Source organism: Nocardioides ultimimeridianus (genome assembly GCF_054777895.1).
This window is the reverse complement of sequence record NZ_BAAHAB010000002.1, coordinates 151,009-171,555: the sequence shown is the minus strand read 5'-3', so window position 1 is coordinate 171,555 and position 20,547 is coordinate 151,009. Positions and strand designations below refer to the sequence as shown.

Below are 20,547 nucleotides of genomic sequence, written 5' to 3'. Positions count from 1 at the left end.
TCCTCCTTCAGAGCCCGGCGGCCCCAGTCACGGATCGCCGGAATGGTTGATGAATGTTGGTTAGAACGGGGGCTCGGAGTTGCCGACCCCGGGCGTCGCCCACGGGTCGTTGCTGGCAGGCGCGCTGCCACCGAAGTCCGAGCCACCCGAGGACTGCGGGCCGCCGCCCCAGGCGTCGTTGCCGCCCTGGGGACGACCGCCACCCTGCTGGCCACCGCCGTAGCTGCTGTTGCCGCCCTGGCCGCCGGAGCGGCTCGCCCGGGTGACCTTCGCGGTCGCCCAGGTCAACGACGGGCCGATCTCCTCGACCTGCAGCTCGTTGACGGTGCGCTTCTCACCCTCACGGGTCTCATAGGAACGAGACACCAGCCGGCCCTGCGCGATGACGCGCATGCCCTTCTGGAGGGACTCGGCCACGTTCTCCGCAGCCTGCCGCCAGATCGAGCAACGCAGGAAGAGGGTCTCCCCGTCCTTCCAGTCGTTGGTCTGCCGGTCGAACGTCCGCGGGGTCGAGGCCACCGTGAAGTTCGCGACGGCGGCGCCGGACGGGGTGAACCGCAGCTCCGGGTCGTCGGTCAGGTTGCCGATGACGGTGATGACGGTGTCGCCTGCCATGGATGTCTCCTCGAATGTGACGATCGGGTGAGCGGGACCTTCATCGTGTCCGACGCCACCGACAAGCGGTAGCGGCTGTCCACAGGCCCCGTCGGGACGCGTCAGTCGGCGCGCAGCACCTTGGTGCGGAGGATGGCCTCGTTGAGGCCGAGCTGGCGGTCGAACTCGTCGACGGTCGCGGGCTCCGCGGTCAGGTTGAGCACGGCGTAGATGCCCTCGGCGTGCTTGTTGATCTCGTAGGCCAGGCGACGACGGCCCCAGATGTCCACGTTGTCGACGGTGCCACCATCGCCGCGAACGACGTTGAGGTACTTGTCGAGGGACGGCTGAACGGTCCGCTCGTCGAGACTGGGGTCGAGGATGACCATTACTTCATACTTGCGCAAAGCGGTCTCCACCTCCTCTGGACTTGGCGGCCACGGACTCTCCGTGGCAGGAGGGCTCTGCAGTACGCCGACCTCCGCACCTGGTGCGCGGCGGCCGAGCGACGTGTCAGGTTAACAGCGGCCCCGGCGGCGTACCGAATCGTGGCCGGAGGCCGTCTCAGCCCAGCCGGACCGGGTTGCGCGCGAGGTCCTGGCCCGCGACCGACAGCGCGCCGGTGAGCGACGGGACGCTGCTCTTGAGCTGGTAGGGCACCCCGACACAGGTGCTGGACGCCCCGTAGCTCCACGGCTGGCTGGCCGAGTCGACGGCCTGCCCGCTCGCGTCGTACACGGTGAACGTCACCGAGGTGCCGTCGGAGATGCCGGACACCTGGAACCAGGCGTAGATCGTGTCGCCGCCACCCACACCGCTCAGCGTGGCCGTGCCCGAGCAGTTCGCCGAGCTCGTCGTGCTCCAGCCCTCGCTGGTGGCCGTGATGCCCTGGGTCTGCTGGCTGGGGTCGGGCATCGACTGCAAATACGGCGAGGTGTACGACGGGTCGCCGCCCTTCTTCGCGATGTCGATGATGTCCTGGGCGAGCGCCACCGGCCGGATCAGCGCCGAGCCGCCGGTGAACTCACCGGCGTTGCCCTGCGCGGTGGTCGCGGTGATGACCGCGTCGTTGACGCCGATCAGCTCGCCCTGGTCGTTGATCGAGGCGCCGCCGGAGTTGCCCGAGCCGATCCGTACGTCGCTGTCGATCCAGGCGCGCTGGGTGTTCAGGTCGCTGTTCGCCTCGAACGTCGCCACCACGCCCTTCGTCACCGTCAGCGATGGCGAGAGCTGGTCGCTGGTCTCCAGGCTGGCCAGCGCCGGGAACCCGAGCGCGGTGATCTCGTCGCCGGTGCTGAGGTCGTCGCTGTTGCCGAGCGGGATCGGGGTGGGCAGCTGGTCGGCGAGGTCGGAGGGGTCGATGGAGTTGCCCTCGGCGTCCGCGGTGATCTGCAGGACCGACAGGTCGAGCACGCCGTCGGTGACGATCGGCTTCGCCTCGAACGCCGCCTTGACCGGCTTGTCGTCCTGAGGCGAGGTGAGCGCGATCAGGAGTGTCGCGGGGTTGTCGACCTCGACGCTCTCACCGGGCGCCTCCGGCTCACCGACGTGGCCCGCGGTCAGGATCAGGCCGGTGTCGGTGATGATGCTGCCCGAGCCCGTGTAGACCGGCTGGCCGCTGGAGTCCTCGGCGATGATGAAGACGCTGGCCCGCTTGGCGCGCTCGAGGGCGTCCTTGGAGAGGCTCGTCGAGCCGCCGCCACCGCCGTCGTGCCCCAGCACGATGCCGAGCACGACGCCGCCGATGATGAGCAGCAGCGCGAGTGCCGCGGAGCTGCCGACCAGCAGGCCCTTGCGCCGGCGCTTGCGGGCGATGCCGCGCTGCGCCGTACGGGCGTCGACCGCGGGCACGATCTCGATCTCGCAGCCCGCCGTCGGGTGGCCGAGCATCACCGTGGTCGGCTCGGTGATGCGCCGCTGGGTGATCCGGTCGCCGTCGGCGTCGTACGAGCCCCCGGTGGAGCGGTCGACGAACCACCAGCCGTCCGGTCGCGGCTCGAGGATGGCGTGCTGGCGCGACACGGCGCTGTCGTCGATGCTCAGCTCCAGGCCGGGCTCGCGGCCGATGCGGATCGCACGTCCCGGGGCGAACCGCTCCGTGCCGGTGTTCGTGCGCACGACCAGGCCGGGACCGCCCATGCCGGGCGCGGACGACGCGACCGGCACCCGGGTGACGTCCAGGTCGGCCGGCGGGAGCTGTCCGGGGGTCCCGACGGGTCGCGCCGCCGGCGTACCGCCGGGCGCGAAGCGGTTGCCGGCAGGCGCCGGTGGAGCGGGAGGGGCCGGCGGAGCCGGGGGCGCCGGGGGCGCGGCGGGTACGGCGACTTCGGGGGTGATCTCCACGACGACACCGGTGGTCTCGTCGCCGACCCGCAGCGCGACCGGACCGGTGAGCGGGAAGCCGGAGACCCGCTGGGCGCCGACCCACGTGCCCGCAGTGCTGCCCACATCGGCCAGCTGCCACCCGCGTCCGTCCGAGCGCAACTCCAGGTGACGCCGGGACACCGAGGCGCGGTCCAGCACGACGTCGGCGCCCACCCCGCGCCCGATGGTGACGACCCGAGGCTCGTCGAAGGTCCACGTCTGGCCACCAGCGGCGATCCGAAGTCTGGTCATGGTTGAGCACTCCCCATTCCGGCGCCGGTGAAAACCGGCCCGAGTGACCGTCGGCAGCGGCTCGTAGCCTAGAGCCATGACGACCTTGCGCATCGGTGCCCACGTCGACCAGGCCGACCCCGTCGCCGAGGCGGCGGCCCGCAACGCGCCACTGGTCCAGTTCTTCCTGGGCAACCCGCAGTCCTACAAGGGCCCCGTGGTCGAGTACGCCGAGGGCCCGGCCGCCCTCCGCGCGGCCGCCGTGGCGGCCGGCGTCGACCTCTACGTCCACGCGCCGTACCTGATCAACGTCGCGACCACGAACAACCGCCAGCGCATCCCCAGCCGCAAGCTGCTGCAGCAGCACGTCGACGCCGCGGCCGAGCTCGGCGCGAAGGGGCTGATCGTGCACGGCGGCCACGTCCAGGACGAGGACGACCCCGCCAAGGGCTTCGACAACTGGCGCAAGGCCATCGAGGCGACCGACCTCAAGCTCCCCCTGCTCATCGAGAACACGGCCGGCGGCACGAACGCGATGACGCGCTACCTCGACCGCATCAAGGGCGTCTGGGACGCGATCTCGTCGGCCGAGGGCGCGGACATGGTCGGCTTCTGCCTCGACACCTGCCACGCGCACGCCGGCGGCAACAAGCTCGAGACCATCGTCGACGACGTCCTCGCCATCACCGGCCGGATCGACCTGGTGCACGCCAACGACAGCCGCGACGACTTCGACTCCGGGGCCGACCGGCACGCCAACTTCGGCGCCGGCCGGATCGATCCCGACCTCCTCGCGCACGTCGTCCGGCAGGCCGGCGCCCCGGTGGTCTGCGAGACGCCGGGCGGGGCCGACGAGCACGTCGCCGACTTCAGCTGGTTGCGGGAGCGGCTGGGCTGATCGGGGTCAGCCGGCGAGCCGGGCGAAGACCACGGCGTTGCCGATCGGATCGCCGCGGTGCAGCGGTCCACCGAGGCTCACCAGCCGCAGCTCTGGCCCGGGGGTCGGCGCGAAGACCTTCGCCGCGGGCAGGTGGCCCTTGGCGTAGAACGCGATCCGGGTGACGAGGTAGCGCGCCCGGGCGCCGTCACGACGCCGCAGGACGACCACATCGCCCCGATGCAGCCGGCGCAGATGGGCCAGTGCGCCCGGGCTCCCAGCCGAGCGCTCGATGAACCCGGCGATGACGGTGATGCCGCGCTGGCCGGGCGTCACCGAGCTGACGTCCCACCCGGCGGCGCGCAGCGGCGGCAGCGCCAGGTTCCGCCCACCGGCGTCGGGCCCGAGGCGCACGACGCGGGCGTCCAGGCCGAGACCCGGGATCCGCAGCCGCGTCGGCGGCGACGCCGACGTCAGCACGAGATCGGCCGGCGAGGGATGGGCGGCGGCGGGCTCGGTCCGGGCGCCGGGGGTCCGGTGACCTGCGCTGACGAGCCCGGCGGTCACCATCAGGGCCAGGCAGCCGAGGAATCCGTAGGCGACGATCCGGTGTGCGTGCGAGTACGACGAGGTGCTCATCTGTCCTCCCGAGGGGTCTTCATCAAGCGATCGAGGTGCGCGAAGACGACGACGTTCGACTGGTAGCCGCCCTGCGTGGGGTCGTAGGTCCCGCCGCACGTGATGAGCCGCAGCTCGGCGTCGTGCGTCTCGCCGTACACGGCACGGGTGGGGAACCTGCTCTTGGCGAACGCGGTCACGCGGTCCACCGAGAACACGGCGGTCCGGTGGTCGCTGCGGTCCACGGTGAGCCGGTCGCCGGGTCGGAGGGCGGACAGCCCGTAGAAGACGGCCGGCCCGTCCTCGGAGTCGACGTGTCCGGCGAGGACCGCCGGGCCGGCGTCCCCGGGCACCGGGCCCAGGTCGTACCAGCCGGCGACGCCCGCGTGGGACAGCGGCGGGACCTCCAGCTCGCGGTCGGCCGTCAGGCCGAGCCTGATCAGCGGCGTGGCGACGTCGATCCGCGGGATGTCCAGCCGCACCGGGCGCACGGACCTCGACGGCGCGGGAGCCGCCGCCGCGACACGCTGCGTCACCGGGCCCGGCCGCGGCGACGCGGCGACGACCGCGTGGCCCGGGCGCAGCAGGACGACACCGGCCAGGACGAAGGCGAGCAACGCGACACCGGCCCAGCCGGCGACGCCCCCGCCCTGCCTGGTGACCCGAGACGACATCGTCAGCTCCGAACGGCCGGCATCGTGACGGCGACGGCGTGGGCGAACACGATCACGTTGCGACCCGTCGCCGTGTCGTAGCCGATCAGCCGCGCCAGCGGCCGGAGCGACGGACCGTAGACCCGGTGCGTGGGGAACTGCGCAGCGTCGACGCGTACGACGTCGTCGACCACGAAGCGGACGACGCTGCTGTCGGAGCGGGCGATGGCGAACCGCTGGCCCTTGCGCACCTCGCCGAGTCGCGCGAAGACGTTGGCCGAGTCGCCGATGATGACGGCCGGCCCGCGCTGCCCCGGGGCGGCACCCTGGGCGAACCAGGCGGCCCGCCCCGAGCTCGGCGTACCCAGGCTTCCCGACGACGTCATCCTGACCTTGTCGAGTACGGCGCCCACACCGGCCGCGGGGAACCGCAGTGCGTGGGGACCGATGCGGTGCGTGGTGTCCCACGTCGTCCGGCGGATGTCGACCATCTGCTGCTGCGACCCGTCGGCCCGGTCCGCCGCGCCCGCCGCGCCCGCCTTGTGCGCCATGGCGGTCGGCATCGGCGCGTGCGTGCGCGACCCGACCAGCGGCGCGAGCAGCAGGACGGCGACGGCCATCGCGGCCACACCGCCGAGGACGACGAGCTGTTGGCGGGTCGGCCGGAACCGGGGGAGCGCCACGCTGCGCGGGGTCCGCGAGCGGGACGCGGAACGCGGGGCGACGACCCGTGCGCCCCGGTACCGCCACTGCGGGAGGAACACCGACACCGGCCCCTGCGCGACCGCCCACAGGGCGACCCACACCGCAGCCAGGAGTCCCATCAGGGCTCCGAACCGCGGAGCGGCGCCGAGCAGCCCGAGCACCGGGTAGACGACCAGCGCCTCGATGACGCCGACGCCCAGCGCGATCGAGCTGGGCCAGTCACCGTCCCAGCGCTGCTGCTGGACCAGGTGGTAGACGCACTCCCAGCCCAGTCCCAGCGCCGTGAGCACGGCGAGGGCGAGCAGGGCGCCGCCCGCGGTGAGGCCGCCGGGCAGCAACCCGATCAGCAGCGCGACCGGAAGCCCGATGACGACGGCGAGGAGCAGGCGGGTCTGCAGCCTGCCGGCCAGGGTCGGGGTCACAGCGACCTCCCCCCGATCCAGCGCAGCCATCCGGTGAAGGAGTGCCACGGATCCAGGCGGCGACCGATCCCGGACGAGGCAAGCTCGTCGGCGATCGTGAGGGCGGCGTACTGCATCCCGGAGAAGGAGTCGACCGGGCCGTAGTGGCCTCCGCGGGCGGTGGCGCCGCTGGCGAAGATCCGTCCGTCGCCGCTGGCGCCCCCGATCACCTCGAACCGCTCGTCGACCCGCAGCCCGCCGAGGCGGTTGAGGCCGACCGGGCTGAAGGCGAGCAGGTCGGCGACGAGGCCGTGGTGGTCCGCCTCGGTCCGCAGGCCGGTCGCGTCGAGGACGTGGTCGGCGGCCAGCGCCATCTCCTTGCCGTTCTGCAGCCGCACCGAGGCGACCACCTTGCTGCCGCGCGCCATGAACGAGTCGACGGTGCCGACGACGGCCTCGTACCAGCCCTCGAAGCGGCCGCGGCGCAGCAGATCGGCGGAGTCGGCCCGGTACGGCGTCGACGTCGCGCCCCACTTCTCGATGAGCCGGAGTCGCGCCTCCTCGTCGCTCGTGCCGAGCAGGACCTCCCGCAGCTCTCCGCCGTACGCCGCCTTGGGGAAGTCGAAGGACTGGTGCGTGAAGCCCAGCCCGATCCGGCGGGAGGGTCGGGTCCCCTCGTCGGTGGGCCACTGCCGTACGACGTGCCAGACGTGGATGTCGGCCCCGTTGACCTCCCGGGCGCGGGCCAGCCGCGCCAGGAGCTGGGCGGCGGCCATCCCCGCGCCGCGGACGATCACCGAGCCCCCGTCGCGCTCGAGGCCCTCGAGGATGTCCTCGTGGCTCTCGTAGACATGCCGGAGGCGCTCGGGGTGCGCGCCGGCCCGGAAGGACTCCGCCTCAGGCGACAGCGCGGGCCCCGGGGCACCCAGCGCGAGGTGGACGTGGTCGCACTGGATCGCCCGGAGGCGCTCACCCTTGCGCAGGACGACGAAGTAGCCGCCCTCCGCACGCTTGAACAGGTACTCCGCCTGGGCCACGGTCGTCATCCGGGACCACCCGATCCGGCGGGCCTCGCGCGTGACGCCGCGCTGCATCAGGCCCACCGTCGGTGTGTAGACGTCGGTCAGGACGGGCTCACCGAAGACGCGCGCCAGCGGCTTGACCGAGCGACTCGTCCAGGCCTCCTCGGCGGCGTACCCCGGGAAGCCCCAGAGGTTGTCCACGCGCGCACCGGAGTCGGAGCGGAGTCGGTCCTCGAGGGTCATGCCGGCCGCGACGCAGCGCTCGACGAGCGCGGCGGTGGGCTGGCGGTGCGCGGTGACGACGGCGATGTCGTCGTCGGCGACTCCGCCGATGCGGAGCCGGTCGACCAGGGCGAAGGAGCCGAGCCCGCCGCCGATGCTGACGACCTTGGCCCGCGTGATCGGGATCTTCTGCGCGGCCAGCTGCTCGGCCCGGACCAGGCGTTCGGGCTGATCCGCGTCGACCGTGCTGGGGGGTGAAGCGGTGGTGCTCATGAGACTGCCTTTCGGTGGCAGGAGAGGGAGGGTGTGGTGCGGCCGCGCGGAGCAGCCGCACCACACCGTGCGCAGGTCAGCGACCGCGCTGACGCGAGCGCGCGATCACGACGGCACCGCCGCCGGCGAGCAGCAGGCTCCAGGCCCAGTACGACGTACCGTCGTCCACGCCCTGGTCTGCCGCCGCCCCGGCCATGCCGCCTCCGCCCGCTGCGACCGGACCGGCCGGCATCGGGAAGGCGCCCTGCTGGGGGTTGACGAACTGCTGCACCGGACCAGGTACGCCGGTGAAGACGTTCCCCGAGCTCACGCTCTGTCCGATCCCCACGCCCGCCCCGACGTTGTCGCCGAGGTTGACGGTCGAGGGCTGGCCGCCGCCGGTCGCGGTCGAGGCCACGCCGGTCAGGAACAGCGGCCGACGCGTCGCGGTGCGCGAGCCGTCCGCCTGGATCGCGGAGACCTGGATCGGCGCCGCCTGGGCACCGAGCGCGGTCGTGACACGACCCGTGCAGCGCGTGGTCTCACCCGGCGCCAGGTCCGTGCTGGCGCAGTGCATCGCACTGCCGCCAGCCGTGCCCTGGATCCCGGTGAGCCTGCCGTCACTGGTGTTGGTGATCGGGACGGAGACCGTCCGGCTCGTCCCTGCCGGCACCACCACCGCCCCCGGGGCCGCCGCGGACTTGCCGTTGACCTCCGGAGCACCGATGGCCAGCGGGTGGCTGGTCTGCCCGGTGCCGGTCGAGCCGCCAGGGGCGTTGTCGCCACCGCCCGGGGTCGTCGAGCCGGGGGCGGGGGTCACGGGGTAGCTGACGCCACCGATGGTGACCGTGCCGTCCGGGTTCACCGGGTACGACGTCCCACCCACGTTCACCGCACCACCGCTCACGGGGTACTTCACCCCGTTGACAGTGATCGAACCGGGAGTAGTGGAACCCGGGGTGGAGGACGTGACCGGGTAGCTGACGCCACCGATCGTGACCGACCCATCCGGGTTCACCGGGTACGACGTCCCACCCACGTTCACCGCACCACCGCTCACGGGGTACTTGACCCCGTTGACAGTGATCGAGCCCGGAGCCGTGGAACCAGGCGTGGTCGAACCCGGAGGCGTGGAGGACGTGACCGGGTAGCTGACGCCACCGATCGTGACCGACCCATCCGGGTTCACCGGGTAGGACATCCCACCGACCGTCACCGACCCACCGTTGACCGGGTACTTGACCCCGTCGACGGTGATGGAACCCGACGGCGACTGCGAAGACCCACCAGGAGTAGTCGAACCACCAGGGGTGCTCGAACCCGGCGTCGTGGACGTGACCGGGTAGCTGACGCCACCGATGGTCACCGACCCATCCGGGTTCACCGGATAGGACATCCCGCCCACGTTCACAGCACCACCACTGACGGGGTACTTCACCCCGTTCACCGTGATGGAACCCGACGGCGACTGCGAAGACCCACCAGGAGTAGTCGAACCACCAGGGGTGCTCGAACTCGGAGTCGAGGACGTGACCGGGTAGCTGACGCCACCGATGGTCACCGACCCATCCGGGTTCACCGGGTACGACGTCCCACCCACGTTCACCGCACCACCGCTCACGGGGTACTTCACCCCGTTCACCGTGATGGAACCCGACGGCGACTGCGAAGACCCACCAGGAGTAGTCGAACCCCCCGGAGTAGTCGAACCCGGGGTCGTGGAGGACGTGACCGGGTAGCTGACGCCACCGATCGTGACCGAGCCATCCGAGTTCACCGGGTACGACGTCCCACCCACGTTCACCACACCACCGCTCACGGGGTACTTCACCCCGTTGACAGTGATCGAGCCCGGAGCCGTGGAACCAGGCGTGGTCGAACCCGGAGGCGTGGAGGACGTGACCGGGTAGCTGACGCCACCGATCGTGACCGACCCATCCGGGTTCACCGGGTAGGACATCCCACCGACGCTCACCGCACCATCACTGACCGGGTACTTGACCCCATCGACGGTGATGGAACCCGACGGCGACTGCGAAGACCCACCAGGAGTAGTCGAACCACCAGGGGTGCTCGAACTCGGAGTCGAGGACGTGACCGGGTAGCTGACGCCACCGATGGCCACCGACCCATCCGGATTCACCGGATAGGTCACCCCGTTGACGATCGCGGACCCAGCGCAGACCGGGTACTTGACCCCGTTCACCGTGATCGAACCCGAAGCCGGCGACGAACTACCGGGAGTGGTCGAACCTGGCGTGGTCGAACCCGGCGTCGTCGAACCCGGCGTCGTCGAACCCGGCGTCGTCGAACCCGGCGTCGTCGAACCCGGCGTCGTCGAACCCGGCGTCGTCGAACCCGGCGTCGTCGAACCCGGCGTCGTCGAACCCGGCGTGGTCGAACCCGGCGTGGTCGAACCCGAGGTACCGGTCACGTAGCCGTAGCCCGTGGTCGACCGGGTCCCGTCGATCGTCGTGCCCGACACCGTGATCGGGACGACCTCGTTCCCAGCCGTCGGCGCGACCGGCCCGGAGCAGGTCGTCGACCCGCCCGGTGCCAGCGTCGTGTCGGCGCAGGTCAGGGACCCTTGGCTGGTGTGCGCGGTCAGACCCGAGACCGGCTCGGACCCGGTGTTGGACACCGGGACGGACAGCGTGCCCGCGTGCCCGACCTGCGTCTGCGCCGTCCCGGAGTCCCCGGCGGCCATGCCGTCGAAGCTGGGGGTCCCGGTGGTCAGTGCGCAGTCGCAGCCGCCCGGCGACGTACCGCCACCGTCGGAGCCCGACGGGTCAGGACCACCTGCGGCGACGGGCGTCGTACCGGTCAGGTACGCCGTTCCGGTCGTCCGCGTGGTGCCTGCCGCCGTCGTGCCCGACACGGTCACGGGAACCGACTGGGTCCCTCCGACGGGCGTGTAGCTGCCGCTGCACGACGTGCCACCCCCCACCGGAAGCTCGGTCGCACCGCAGCTCAGCTGGCCCTGCGGCGTCGCCGCCGAGAGCTGGCTGATGGTGCCGTCCGAGCTGTTGTAGACCGGGATCGACAGGTCCGCCGGTGACCCGGCGGGCGCCGCCGCCACACCGGGCTCACCGGCCGCGGCGTGGTTGACCGTCGGTGTCTGGGTCGTGATCGCGCACGAGCACCCTGCGTCGTTCGACGTGCTCGACGAGGATCCTCCCGACGACGGCACCAGCGAACGCCCCGGGTTCACGCCCTCGACGTGGGCGAGGGCAGCGCTCGTGGTGCTCGGCTGACCTCCGCCGTTCCCGGCAGCCTGCGCGGCCGGGGGCGGTGTGGTCGTCGCCGTCGTACCCGTGGGGGCAACGACCGAGACGCTGTACGTCGACGTCTGCCGGCCGGTCAGGCCGTTGGCGATGCCGGTCACGGTGTCGGTCAGGCCCGATCCGTGCGACCCGTTGCCACCCAGCAGCTGGGTGACGGGTTGGAGCAGGCCGGACGCTGGGTCCGTGGGGGATGGGCCCCCGCTGTCGGCGTGGGCTGCACCCACGCCGACAGCGAGGAATCCGCCCACGAACAAGCCGGCCTCGAGGGACCGTCTCATCCAGGGATTCATGTCATTCCACCCTTTCCTGGGAGCCTCAGCCGACCGGCGTCGAGGGGACGTCACCGCACGTGCAGAGCGTGTAGTCCATCGACTTCGTGCTGGTCGTCGTGCGGCCGTTGACGTCGACACCGGCGAAGTCGACCTTCACCTGGTTGAGGCCTGATTGCGGAGAGATGCTGACCGAGCAGGTCGTCGACTCACCGGGCTGGAGCGAGGTCTTCGCGCAGGTGACGTGGCCGTTCGGCGACGTCGCGGTGAGGGTCCGGATCGGCGCGTCACCGGTGTTGGTGACCTGGAAGCCGACCTTCGCCGGCGAGGTCGACCCGAAGGTGTAGCGCACCCCCGAGCTCACCGGCTGGTTGTTCACGGTGACGCCGTTGCCGGCCACCACCTGACCGGCGGTCGGAGCCACACCCGTGTACGACGCCCCGCAGGTCTTGGCCATCTGCTGACCGTTCGCGTTGGAGCCGACGATGTTGAAACCGACCGCGTGCATCCCCGTCTGAGCAGGGACGGTGTAGGTCAGGTACGCCGTCCGACCGGGCTGCAGCGCGCCGGCCGGAGCCACCATCGTCGTGCCGTCGGACGTCGTGCCCGACAGCCGGGTCAGCGGCAGGGTGCCGGTGTTGGTCACCGGGACCTTGAACGTGACCGACGAGCCCTTCGTGACCATCAGTCCCGAGCCGGCGCCGTTGACGGTCGGCTTCCCGACGGTGAACGCCACGGTCGACTGCTGGTTGGAGCCCGGCGTCGTGGAACCCGGAGTCGTGGAACCCGGCGTCGTGGAACCCGGAGTCGTGGAACCCGGAGTGGTCGAACCCGGAGTGGTCGAACCCGGAGTGGTCGAACCCGGAGTGGTCGAACCCGGAGTGGTCGAACCCGGAGTGGTCGAACCCGACGTGGCCGAACCCGAGAGGATGCCGCCCACGACGGGGATCTGGCCGAGGACGTCGAGGCCCGGAAGCGAGCCAGACGGCGCGGTGGAACCCGGCGTCGTGGAACCCGGCGTCGTGGAACCCGGCGTCGTGGAACCCGGAGTGGTCGAACCCGGCGTCGTGGAACCCGGCGTGGTCGAACCCGGCGTCGTCGAACCCGGCGTCGTGGAACCCGGCGTCGTCGAACCCGGCGTCGTCGAACCCGGCGTCGTCGAACCCGGCGTCGTCGAACCCGGCGTCGTCGAACCCGGCGTCGTCGAACCCGGCGTCGTCGAACCCGGCGTCGTCGAACCCGGCGTGGTCGAACCCGGCGTGGTCGAACCCGGCGTGGTCGAACCCGGCGTGGTCGAACCCGGCGTGGTCGAACCCGGAGTCGTACCGGTCCCGCTGGGCGTGCCCGCCACACCGGAGAGGCTGCCTCCCAGAACCGGGATCGAGCTGAGCAGGTCCAGCCCACCGGAGGGAACCAGGCCGCCGGCCTGCGCACCGCCGCCGAGCAGCGGGATCGAGCTGGTCAGGTCACCGAGCGGCAGCGAACCCGTGTCCGAGGTGCCCGGCGTCGTCGAACCCGGAGTCGTCGAACCCGGAGTCGTCGAACCAGGGGTGGTCGAACCGGGAGTGGTCGAACCCGGCGTCGTGGAACCCGGAGTCGTGGAACCCGTGTCGACGCTGGTGCTGGTCCCCGGGATCCCCTCCCCCGCCGGCGGGGTCGCCTTGCCGCCGAGAGCATCGGCCAGCAGCTGGCCGACGACCGGAACGCTCGAGGTGGGCAGGCTGTTGGTCAGGCCGGCCGTCGGCAGGCCCGCGGTCAGGCCGCCCGACGGAAGGCTGCCGGTCAGCGTGCTCCCGCCCGCACCGGGCACCCCGGGCAGACCCGGCAGACCGAGCGACTGGAAGGTCTTGATGTTGTCGGTGACCTTCAGGACGTCGAGGATGCTGACCGGGTTGCTCATCTTCTCGAGGGCCGTCTGCCACAGCAGCCGCATCGCGTCGATGTTCTTGCCCGCGAACGCGACGTACTCGTCCGGGGTCATCACGGTGTTGAAGCCGAGGCGGTTCGTGATCTCGTCGACCCGCAGCGTGTTGTAGAGGTAGTCCGGACCGAGCATCTTCGGCAGCGACGGGACGTTCGGCATGATCCGGGTCGCGAGGTTCAGCGCCTTCGCCGGCGTGGGCAGCCGGTCGAGGTTGATGCTGCCGGTCTTGGTGTCGATCGGCAGGCCCATGCCTCCGCACCCGGTCAGCAGCGTGACGTAGTCGGTGCCGTGACCGCGGACGTGCGTCGGGTTGAAGATCGGGATCCAGCCGAGCGGACCCTGGTAGATGTTCACGATCGGCATCTCCGAGTTCCCGATCGCACCGCTGAACAGCGACAGGATCAGGTTCTTGTACGCCGGATCGGTGTGATAGGTCAGGAAGTGCGAGTTGCTGCCGAGGACCGGGATGCCGTCCTCGTTCTTCCACATGTGCTGCAGGAAGAAGTCGCACATGTCGCCACCGCCGGGCGCGGTGGTGTCGCCGGTGGAGTGGCCGGTCTGGTGGGGGTCGACCGAGGTCTGCACCGCCGGCGTACCGCCCAGGAGTCCGGCGCTGAAGATGCTCGGCGCGTTGGCGACGAACTTGCCGACGACGGGGAGGTTGGCGCCGGGCAGACTGCCCCCGATGCCCGAGAGGCCCGAGAGGCCGCCCGCGGCGGAGGTCGGCATGGGGACGCCGGGCGTGGTCGCCGTGGTCCCGGTCGACATCCCCGTGGACGTGGTCGTGGTGGAGGAGGTGGGTGTGCCCGTCGTGCTGGCGGACGTGGTCACCGTCGGCATGGCACCGGTCGCAGCGGCGTACGACGTGACGCCGAGCGTTGCGGCGAGCACGACGCCCGGGGCGATGACGGACCGTGCGGCCCGGCGGGCCCGCGCCACGGCGAGGTCGTGGACGAGCGTGCGCCCGTCCTTCGGAGAGAGGATGGTGACGGGTGTGGCGAGGCCGATCGGCTGCCAGTCCGCTGGCGCGTCGCCGCGCACGTGCGTTTTCCGAGACGTGATGGACATCTGCGTACTCCTGTTTCAGGTATCGCTTCGAGGAAGTGGTTCTGCGATGGGAGGGATGACTCCCTGCGAACGCCGTCGACAGGGTCGGCGAGCGGGCCGCGACGCGGCCGTCGTCGGGTCGGCGGCTCCCGCGTCAGGACGTACGACGCGGGAACCTCGAGCTCAGTCCGGCGAGAACCCCGGGTCGACCAGCGGGGTCCCCGGCAGCGGCCGGACGACCGGGGCGGCAGGACGCCCGATCGCCATGACCGTGCGGAAGTCGAAGCCGCGCGGCACCTCGGTCTGCTCGTGCCCGCCGGCGGACGCACCGGCGGCAGGTCCCGGCAGGGTGCCGGTGGCGGTACCGACTGCACCGATCGCCGGAGCCGCGTAGGCGACGAAGACCGGAGCGGACTGCACCGCGGTGGCGGGGCCCACCGAGCGCGGCGGCGCCGGCATGACGTCGGGGGCCGTTCCGTGCAGCGCGGGGGTGAGGGCGGGAACGGGGAGCCGGATGCCACCGAGGACCGGCATCACGGCCGTACCGGGTACGCCGGCGGCGGACGTCGGGGCGGACGGGCCGCCCGCGGACGCGGCCGGCGGGCCAGCGGCCGAGACCTTGGAGCCGCCGCCGGTCAGCGGGGCGACCAGACCACCGGTCGTCGCGACGACCAGGGCCAGCTGGGTGTCCAGCTGGGCGTCGAGGTGGGTGGTCAGCGAGTCGACGGTGGAGACGACCGCACCGGTCGTCGCCGTGCCGGCGTCGCGCAGCAGGCTGGTCGCCAGGCCGAGGACCGGGAGCGACGAGGTGCTGTCGGAGAGGACGTCGACGGTGCTGGTGACTCCGTGGGCGGCGGCCGCGATCACCGGGGTCAGCGCGTCATGCAGGGGCAGCGCGACCGGGGCGGCCGGAGCCGACGGGGCGGCCGGAGCCGAGGCGACGGCGGCGAGGATCGGCAGGACGCCGTGCGCGGCCGGGACGCCGGAGGTCGAGGCGTGGTGAGCGGCAGTGGTCTCCGCGGGAGCGACCGGGGCGACCGGCGAGCTCGGCGTACCTCCCGCGACGGTGGGCGCCGAGACCGACGCCGTGGCCGGGTGGAGCAGGGTCTTCGCGGTCGTGAGCAGACCCGGCACCAGGCCCGGCCTGGAGGCCGGGGTCGGGCTCGACGCGGTGCCGGTGGGGCCGGTGGAGCCGCTGTCCGCGTTGGCCGCGGTGCTGAACAGGATGACCGCTGCGCAGGCGAAGCCGAGCAGCGCGAGGAACCGCAGCGCGGAGCGGGCCACAAGCCCTCCGCGTGCGGTTCGACCGCGCTGAGCGGTCGCCGCGAGTGCGCCCATCTGCGTCACCGTCCTGACCCGCGACGCTCCCGCGCCGCTTCGAATCCCCGAGGAAACTGGTCGGCAGGATCGGCGCGGGCTGCGAAATGGGCGGCCCTCCCACCACCGCCACCGGCAACCGGTGATCCCCCAGATCACCCGGTGAACCCGTGGCAAGAACGTGGCTGGTCGATCGACTATCCGCGCTCCCTGTGACGATTCTTAACTCGCCCGATTACCGATGTCTAGACCACAGGCCGTATTGCCCCGAATGATTTTCTTTTCGGAAAGCCCGGTCACACCGCGAGTTCAGCGTCCAGCACCGAGGCCAGCCGAGCGGTGTCGCGCTGGAGGCCGAGGCGCGGCAACCAGTCCAGGACGGTCTCGCGGAAGAGGGCGCCGTTGGCGACCATCTCGTCGGGCACGTAGCCGGTCACCTCGAGGGCGATGATCCCGTTGTGCGACGCCGAGACGCGTTGGTGCAGCCAGGCCAGCCCGGCCGGCCACTGGGCCGTGCGCCCCGACCGGGTACCGGCCTCGAGCTGCTCCGCTGGCGCCACGACCGGCTCCGGAACCTCGAAGCCCTGGTGCCGCCACAGGTCGTGCAGCAGCGTGCCCAGGTAGCCGTCGGACGCCTCCCGCAGGCTGGAGGGGCACTCGCCACCGCTGCGGGGATGCCCGATCACGAGCCGGAACTCCCCGCGGTGGCGTAGCGCCCACTGCCGGTAGCCGGCCCATCCCGAGACCCAGCGCGCGGCGGGGTCGCCCTCGGGATAGCGCTCGACGTCGGCCTCGACCGCGCGCACCGCGTCGGCGTCGATGGTCTCGGTCACCAGGTCGACGAGCTGGCTGCGACTCGCCACGTAGCGGTACAGCGCCGGCGAGCTCATCCCGATCGCGTCGGCGATTCCGCGCAGCGCGAGCTCCTTGCCGTCGGCCAGCTGGGCCCGTGCGGCCGCCACGATCTCCTGGTACGTCGCCGCCCGCCGTCGGTCGCGCCTGGTCGCCACATCGAACGCCTCCCCCGAGAAAAACCGTTGATCCACGCTCAATTGCGAGCGGTATTAACGAAAGTTATCAGGTGCCCATATCGACAATTGCGCCCCTTTCCCCGGTTTCCGGGGTATTCCGGAAAGGCATATCCCGTACGCCGCGCACATCGCCCACGCCGTAGGGCGCGACCGGGCCGAGCCGGCGCTCGGTAGCCTGACCCCATGCCGAGCGTGCGCCCGATCTCCCCGACCGAGCACCACGACTACCTCGCGAGCCTGCCGTCCGCCAGCTTCCTGCAGACGCCGGCGTGGGCGAAGGTGAAGAGCGAGTGGAGGGCGGAGTCGCTGGGCTGGTTCGACGCCGGCGGCTCCCAGGTCGGCGCGGCGCTGGTGCTGTACCGCCAGCTGCCGAAGCTCAAGAGGTCCCTGGCCTATCTGCCCGAGGGTCCGGTCATCGACTGGGAGAGCGACGACCTCGGCGCCTGGCTGGACCCGCTCACCGCGCACCTGAGGAAGCAGGGTGCCTTCGCCGTGCGGATCGGGCCGCCGGTCGTCACGGCCCGCTGGACCACGGCCCAGGTCAAGGACGGCATCGCCGATCCCGACGTACGCCTGCTGTCCCAGATCCCTCCCGCCGAGCGACCCGCCGCCGGCGCCCGCGCCGTGAGCCAGCTGACCCGGCTCGGCTGGCGCCACCAGGGCGTCGAGGGCGGGTTCGCCGCCGGCCAGCCGCAGTTCGTGTTCCAGGTCCCGCTCGCCGGCCGGACCGAGGACGACGTGCTCAAGGGCATGAACCAGCTGTGGCGCCGCAACATCAAGAAGGCCGCCAAGGAGGGCGTCGAGACGAGCGTCGGAACCCACGAGGACCTCGCGGCCTTCCACGAGCTCTACGTGCACACCGCCCAGCGCGACCACTTCACCCCGCGGCCGCTCTCCTACTTCCAGACGATGTACGACGCCCTCACCGCCGAGGACCCGGAGCGCTTCCGGCTCCACCTCGCCCACCACGAGGGCGACCTGGTCGCCAGCACGATCGCGATCCGCGTCGGCCAGCACGCCTGGTACTCCTACGGCGCCTCCTCCACGATCAAGCGCGAGGTCCGCGGCTCGAATGCGATCCAGTGGGCGATGATCCGCGAGGCGATCGCGGCGGGCGCCACGGTCTACGACCTGCGCGGCATCACCGAGACCCTCGACTCCGAGGACCCGCACGTGGGACTGATCCAGTTCAAGGTCGGCACCGGCGGCGAGGCCGTGGAGTACGCCGGGGAGTGGGACCTCCCGATCAACCGCCCGCTGTACAAGGCGTTCCAGGTCTACATGGAACGGCGCTGATCAGATGAGCCTCACCCTCCACGTCGACGGCCCCCGCTGGCGCGCGCACCTCGAGCAGGTCGCCGATGCCAACCCGGGCCTGGTGCCGGTCGCCAAGGGCAACGGCTACGGCTTCACCCTGGGCCGGCTGGCGCGCAAGGCCCGCTGGCTGCGCGACCGCGGCCACGACGTCTCCGCGATCGCGGCGGGCACCTACGACGAGGTGCCCGAGCTCTCGGCCCGCTGGGACGGCGACCTGCTGGTCCTCACCCCCTGGCGGCCGTGGATCCCCCAGCAGGGCGTGAACCTGATCCACACGGTCAGCCGCCTGGAGGACCTGCGCGACCTCCTCGCCCAGGAGCCGCGCGCCCGGGTCGTGCTCGAGCGGATGACCAGCATGCGCCGCCACGGCATGAGCGCACCCGAGCTCTGGCAGGCGGGCGACCTGCTGCGCAAGCATCCGGGCGCCCGGGTCGAGGGCCTGGCGCTGCACCTGCCGCTCGCGGCCGGCGGCCACTACTCCGAGGTCAAGCGCCTGGTCACCGACTACATCGGCGCCGACGTCCCCGGCCCCCGGGCGACCACGATCTGGGTCAGCCACCTGACCCCGGTCGAGCTCACCCGGCTCCGCGAGGAGTACGCCGACTTCACGATCCGCCCGCGGATCGGCACCGGGCTGTGGCTCGGTGACCGCGGCGCGCTCACCGTCACCTCGACCGTCCTGGACGTGCACCCGATCGACCGGGGCGAGCACTACGGCTACCGCGGCCGCAGCGCGCCCAAGCCCGGCCACCTGCTCGTGGTCAGCGGCGGAACCGCCCACGGCATCGGTCTCGAGGCGCCCACCGGCGAGGCATCCCTCAAGGCGCGCGCCTCGACCCTGGCCCGCGGCGGTCTGGACGCCGCCGGGTTCGTGCGATCGCCGTACTCCGTCGACGGCAAGCTCCGCCTCTTCGCCGAGCCGCCTCACATGCAGGCCTCGATGCTGTTCCTGCCCGCGGGCGCGCACGTGCCCGCGGTGGGCGAGACCGTCGAGGTCCGTGTCCGCTACACCGCGACGGCGTTCGACGAGGTCGACATCTCCTGAGGGCGGCTGGCGCGCATCGGCTCGCGCCGGTACATCTCCCGCACCACCATCGCCATCAGGTAGAGCTCGCCGAGCACCCGGACCCCGATGCCGAGCCAGTAGAAGCCGGCGTTGCCCCCGGCCGCGGGGGCCAGCTCGCCGGCGAGGTACCACCAGATCGTGCAGAAGTAGAAGACCTCGCAGGCCTGCCAGACGATCTGGTCACGCCAGCGCGGGCGGGCCAGGGCGGCGAGCGGCAGCAGCCACAGGACGTACTGCGGGGAGTAGACCTTGTTGACGATCAGGAAGCCGGCCACGATCAGGAAGCCGAGCTGGGCCATCGTCGCGCGACGTGCCTTCCAGCCGATCAGCGCCACCGCCGCGCACCAGGCGCCGAACAGGGCCCACGACCACAGGTTGATGGTGTGCGGCGCGATGTCGTGCCCGCTGGCCTGGACGATGACCTGCCACAGCGACCCGAGGTCGGCGGGCCGTCCGGAGTTGAAGGTCCAGAAGTTGCGCCACTGCGCCTCGTCGAACACCAGCGGCGGCCCGTTGAGCACGGCCCAGCCGACGAGGGCTCCGACGCTGGCGAACCACAGGTCGAAGTAGCGCCGCTCACGGATCACGATCACCGCGACCGCGCCGAGGAGGAACAGCGGGTACAGCTTGATGGCGGTGCCGAGCCCGATCATCAGCCCGGCCACGAGCGGCCGGTCGCGCGACCACGCCCAGAGCGCCCCGGCGACCGTCGCGACCGCGAGGAGGTCCCAGTTGACCAGGCCTGCGAGCGCCAGCGCGGGTGACAGCGCGAACACCGCCGCGTCCCAGGGCCGGCGCGGGTTCACCTTCGCGAGCAGCCAGGTCGCGAGCAGGGCGAGCACGCCGAACCCGACCGCGTTGACCAGCGTGAAGATCGTCATCTCCTTGACGACCGACGGTTCGCTGCCCAGCTGGTCGACCGGCTCGGCCGCCCGCTTCGCCATGTCGGGCGAGCCGTTGAGCAGGTGGGTGACCCAGGCCGTGCCCCACGCCCAATAGGTGATCCCGACCGGGTACTCCATGGTCTCGTAGCGCGCCCGCACCTCGGCGTTGCCGCTGTAGGGCCAGTGCTCCTCGGCGAACCCCCGCGGCACGTACAGCGGCCGCAGGTCGGTGTAGCACATGTGGGTGTAGGTCCAGTTCTGGTCGTGCCCGGAGCTGAGCGCGCACGGCGCCTTCTGGACCAGGCCCAGGCTGAACACGACCGCGGTCAGCAGCAGCAGGACCCGGGTGGGCGTCCACCACCGGTGGCGGCCCGCGTGCGAGCCGATCGGCCCGCCGACCGCTTCGCTCAGCGACGCGACGACCCCGTCCTCACGGGTCGGGTGGACGCGCTCGTCGGGGGTGTCCATG

General features: G+C 71.9%; 15 protein-coding genes. 3 read left to right on the top strand and 12 right to left on the bottom strand.

From position 1 onward, the window contains the following. Window positions 1-60: 60 nt before the first annotated feature. The 3 genes from ACYU8V_RS00810 to ACYU8V_RS00800 form a co-directional block, all read right to left on the bottom strand. Window positions 61-615, bottom strand: a complete 555-nt coding sequence (locus tag ACYU8V_RS00810; RefSeq protein ID WP_460844525.1) for a single-stranded DNA-binding protein — start codon at window positions 613-615, stop codon at window positions 61-63. Window positions 616-716: 101 nt separating this feature from the next. Next, window positions 717-1,001 (bottom strand): 30S ribosomal protein S6, encoded by a 285-nt coding sequence (rpsF, locus tag ACYU8V_RS00805; RefSeq protein ID WP_460786944.1) that lies wholly within the window; start codon window positions 999-1,001, stop codon window positions 717-719. 157 nt (window positions 1,002-1,158) lie between these two features. Continuing rightward, complete coding sequence (locus ACYU8V_RS00800) at window positions 1,159-3,210, bottom strand: FHA domain-containing protein (RefSeq protein WP_460844524.1); 2,052 nt, start codon at window positions 3,208-3,210, stop codon at window positions 1,159-1,161. A gap of 76 nt (window positions 3,211-3,286) precedes the next feature. Here ACYU8V_RS00800 and ACYU8V_RS00795 point away from each other — a divergent pair, with 76 nt between their 5' ends. Next, entirely contained in the window at window positions 3,287-4,087 is an 801-nt protein-coding gene (locus tag ACYU8V_RS00795) for a deoxyribonuclease IV (RefSeq protein ID WP_460844523.1), read from the top strand. 6 nt (window positions 4,088-4,093) lie between these two features. Here ACYU8V_RS00795 and ACYU8V_RS00790 read toward each other — a convergent pair whose 3' ends face one another. The 8 genes from ACYU8V_RS00790 to ACYU8V_RS00755 all read right to left on the bottom strand — a co-directional run bounded on the left by ACYU8V_RS00790 (window position 4,094) and on the right by ACYU8V_RS00755 (window position 16,790). After that, window positions 4,094-4,705, bottom strand: a complete 612-nt coding sequence (locus ACYU8V_RS00790; RefSeq protein ID WP_460844522.1) for a class F sortase — start codon at window positions 4,703-4,705, stop codon at window positions 4,094-4,096. Further along, window positions 4,702-5,358 (bottom strand): class F sortase, encoded by a 657-nt coding sequence (locus ACYU8V_RS00785; RefSeq protein WP_460844521.1) that lies wholly within the window; start codon window positions 5,356-5,358, stop codon window positions 4,702-4,704. Before ACYU8V_RS00785 ends, ACYU8V_RS00790 begins: the two co-directional genes overlap by 4 nt. Before the next feature lie 2 nt (window positions 5,359-5,360). Continuing rightward, the gene (locus tag ACYU8V_RS00780; protein ID WP_460844520.1) at window positions 5,361-6,464 is read right to left on the bottom strand and encodes a sortase domain-containing protein; all 1,104 of its coding nucleotides are present in this window, start codon (window positions 6,462-6,464) and stop codon (window positions 5,361-5,363) included. Next, window positions 6,461-7,960 (bottom strand): hypothetical protein, encoded by a 1,500-nt coding sequence (locus ACYU8V_RS00775; RefSeq protein WP_460844519.1) that lies wholly within the window; start codon window positions 7,958-7,960, stop codon window positions 6,461-6,463. The genes ACYU8V_RS00780 and ACYU8V_RS00775 overlap by 4 nt, the downstream gene beginning before the upstream one ends. A gap of 76 nt (window positions 7,961-8,036) precedes the next feature. Beyond that, entirely contained in the window at window positions 8,037-11,447 is a 3,411-nt protein-coding gene (locus ACYU8V_RS00770; protein ID WP_460844518.1) for a beta strand repeat-containing protein, read from the bottom strand. 91 nt (window positions 11,448-11,538) lie between these two features. Beyond that, on the bottom strand, window positions 11,539-14,484 hold the full coding sequence (locus ACYU8V_RS00765) for a hypothetical protein (RefSeq protein ID WP_460844517.1): 2,946 nt from the start codon (window positions 14,482-14,484) through the stop codon (window positions 11,539-11,541). A 162-nt stretch (window positions 14,485-14,646) separates the two neighbouring features. After that, the gene (locus ACYU8V_RS00760; RefSeq protein ID WP_460844516.1) at window positions 14,647-15,747 is read right to left on the bottom strand and encodes a hypothetical protein; all 1,101 of its coding nucleotides are present in this window, start codon (window positions 15,745-15,747) and stop codon (window positions 14,647-14,649) included. Window positions 15,748-16,076: 329 nt separating this feature from the next. Continuing rightward, window positions 16,077-16,790 carry a TetR/AcrR family transcriptional regulator gene (locus ACYU8V_RS00755; RefSeq protein ID WP_460844515.1) on the bottom strand — a complete coding sequence of 238 codons (714 nt, stop codon included), beginning with the start codon at window positions 16,788-16,790 and terminating at the stop codon, window positions 16,077-16,079. Window positions 16,791-16,994: 204 nt separating this feature from the next. Here ACYU8V_RS00755 and ACYU8V_RS00750 point away from each other — a divergent pair, with 204 nt between their 5' ends. Both ACYU8V_RS00750 and ACYU8V_RS00745 read left to right on the top strand, forming a co-directional pair. After that, window positions 16,995-18,107 (top strand): lipid II:glycine glycyltransferase FemX, encoded by a 1,113-nt coding sequence (locus ACYU8V_RS00750; RefSeq protein WP_460844514.1) that lies wholly within the window; start codon window positions 16,995-16,997, stop codon window positions 18,105-18,107. A gap of 4 nt (window positions 18,108-18,111) precedes the next feature. Beyond that, window positions 18,112-19,173 (top strand): alanine racemase, encoded by a 1,062-nt coding sequence (locus tag ACYU8V_RS00745; protein WP_460844513.1) that lies wholly within the window; start codon window positions 18,112-18,114, stop codon window positions 19,171-19,173. On the opposite strand, the gene ACYU8V_RS00740 is transcribed toward ACYU8V_RS00745, so the two are convergent. Further along, window positions 19,134-20,546, bottom strand: coding sequence for a glycosyltransferase family 87 protein (locus ACYU8V_RS00740; RefSeq protein ID WP_460844512.1), 1,413 nt, complete (start codon window positions 20,544-20,546; stop codon window positions 19,134-19,136). The two genes, ACYU8V_RS00745 and ACYU8V_RS00740, sit on opposite strands and share 40 nt — an antisense overlap. Window position 20,547: the final 1 nt, after the last annotated feature.

Bases quoted from the DNA above. Each gene is read 5' to 3' on its own strand.
- ACYU8V_RS00810 (WP_460844525.1), bottom strand. From the start codon at position 615: ATGGCAGGCGACACCGTCATCACCGTCATCGGCAACCTGACCGACGAC.
- ACYU8V_RS00800 (WP_460844524.1), bottom strand. From the start codon at position 3,210: ATGACCAGACTTCGGATCGCCGCTGGTGGCCAGACGTGGACCTTCGAC.
- ACYU8V_RS00795 (WP_460844523.1), top strand. From the start codon at position 3,287: ATGACGACCTTGCGCATCGGTGCCCACGTCGACCAGGCCGACCCCGTC.
- ACYU8V_RS00790 (WP_460844522.1), bottom strand. From the start codon at position 4,705: ATGAGCACCTCGTCGTACTCGCACGCACACCGGATCGTCGCCTACGGA.
- ACYU8V_RS00785 (WP_460844521.1), bottom strand. From the start codon at position 5,358: ATGTCGTCTCGGGTCACCAGGCAGGGCGGGGGCGTCGCCGGCTGGGCC.
- ACYU8V_RS00775 (WP_460844519.1), bottom strand. From the start codon at position 7,960: ATGAGCACCACCGCTTCACCCCCCAGCACGGTCGACGCGGATCAGCCC.
- ACYU8V_RS00765 (WP_460844517.1), bottom strand. From the start codon at position 14,484: ATGTCCATCACGTCTCGGAAAACGCACGTGCGCGGCGACGCGCCAGCG.
- ACYU8V_RS00750 (WP_460844514.1), top strand. From the start codon at position 16,995: ATGCCGAGCGTGCGCCCGATCTCCCCGACCGAGCACCACGACTACCTC.
- ACYU8V_RS00745 (WP_460844513.1), top strand. From the start codon at position 18,112: ATGAGCCTCACCCTCCACGTCGACGGCCCCCGCTGGCGCGCGCACCTC.
- ACYU8V_RS00740 (WP_460844512.1), bottom strand. From the start codon at position 20,546: ATGGACACCCCCGACGAGCGCGTCCACCCGACCCGTGAGGACGGGGTC.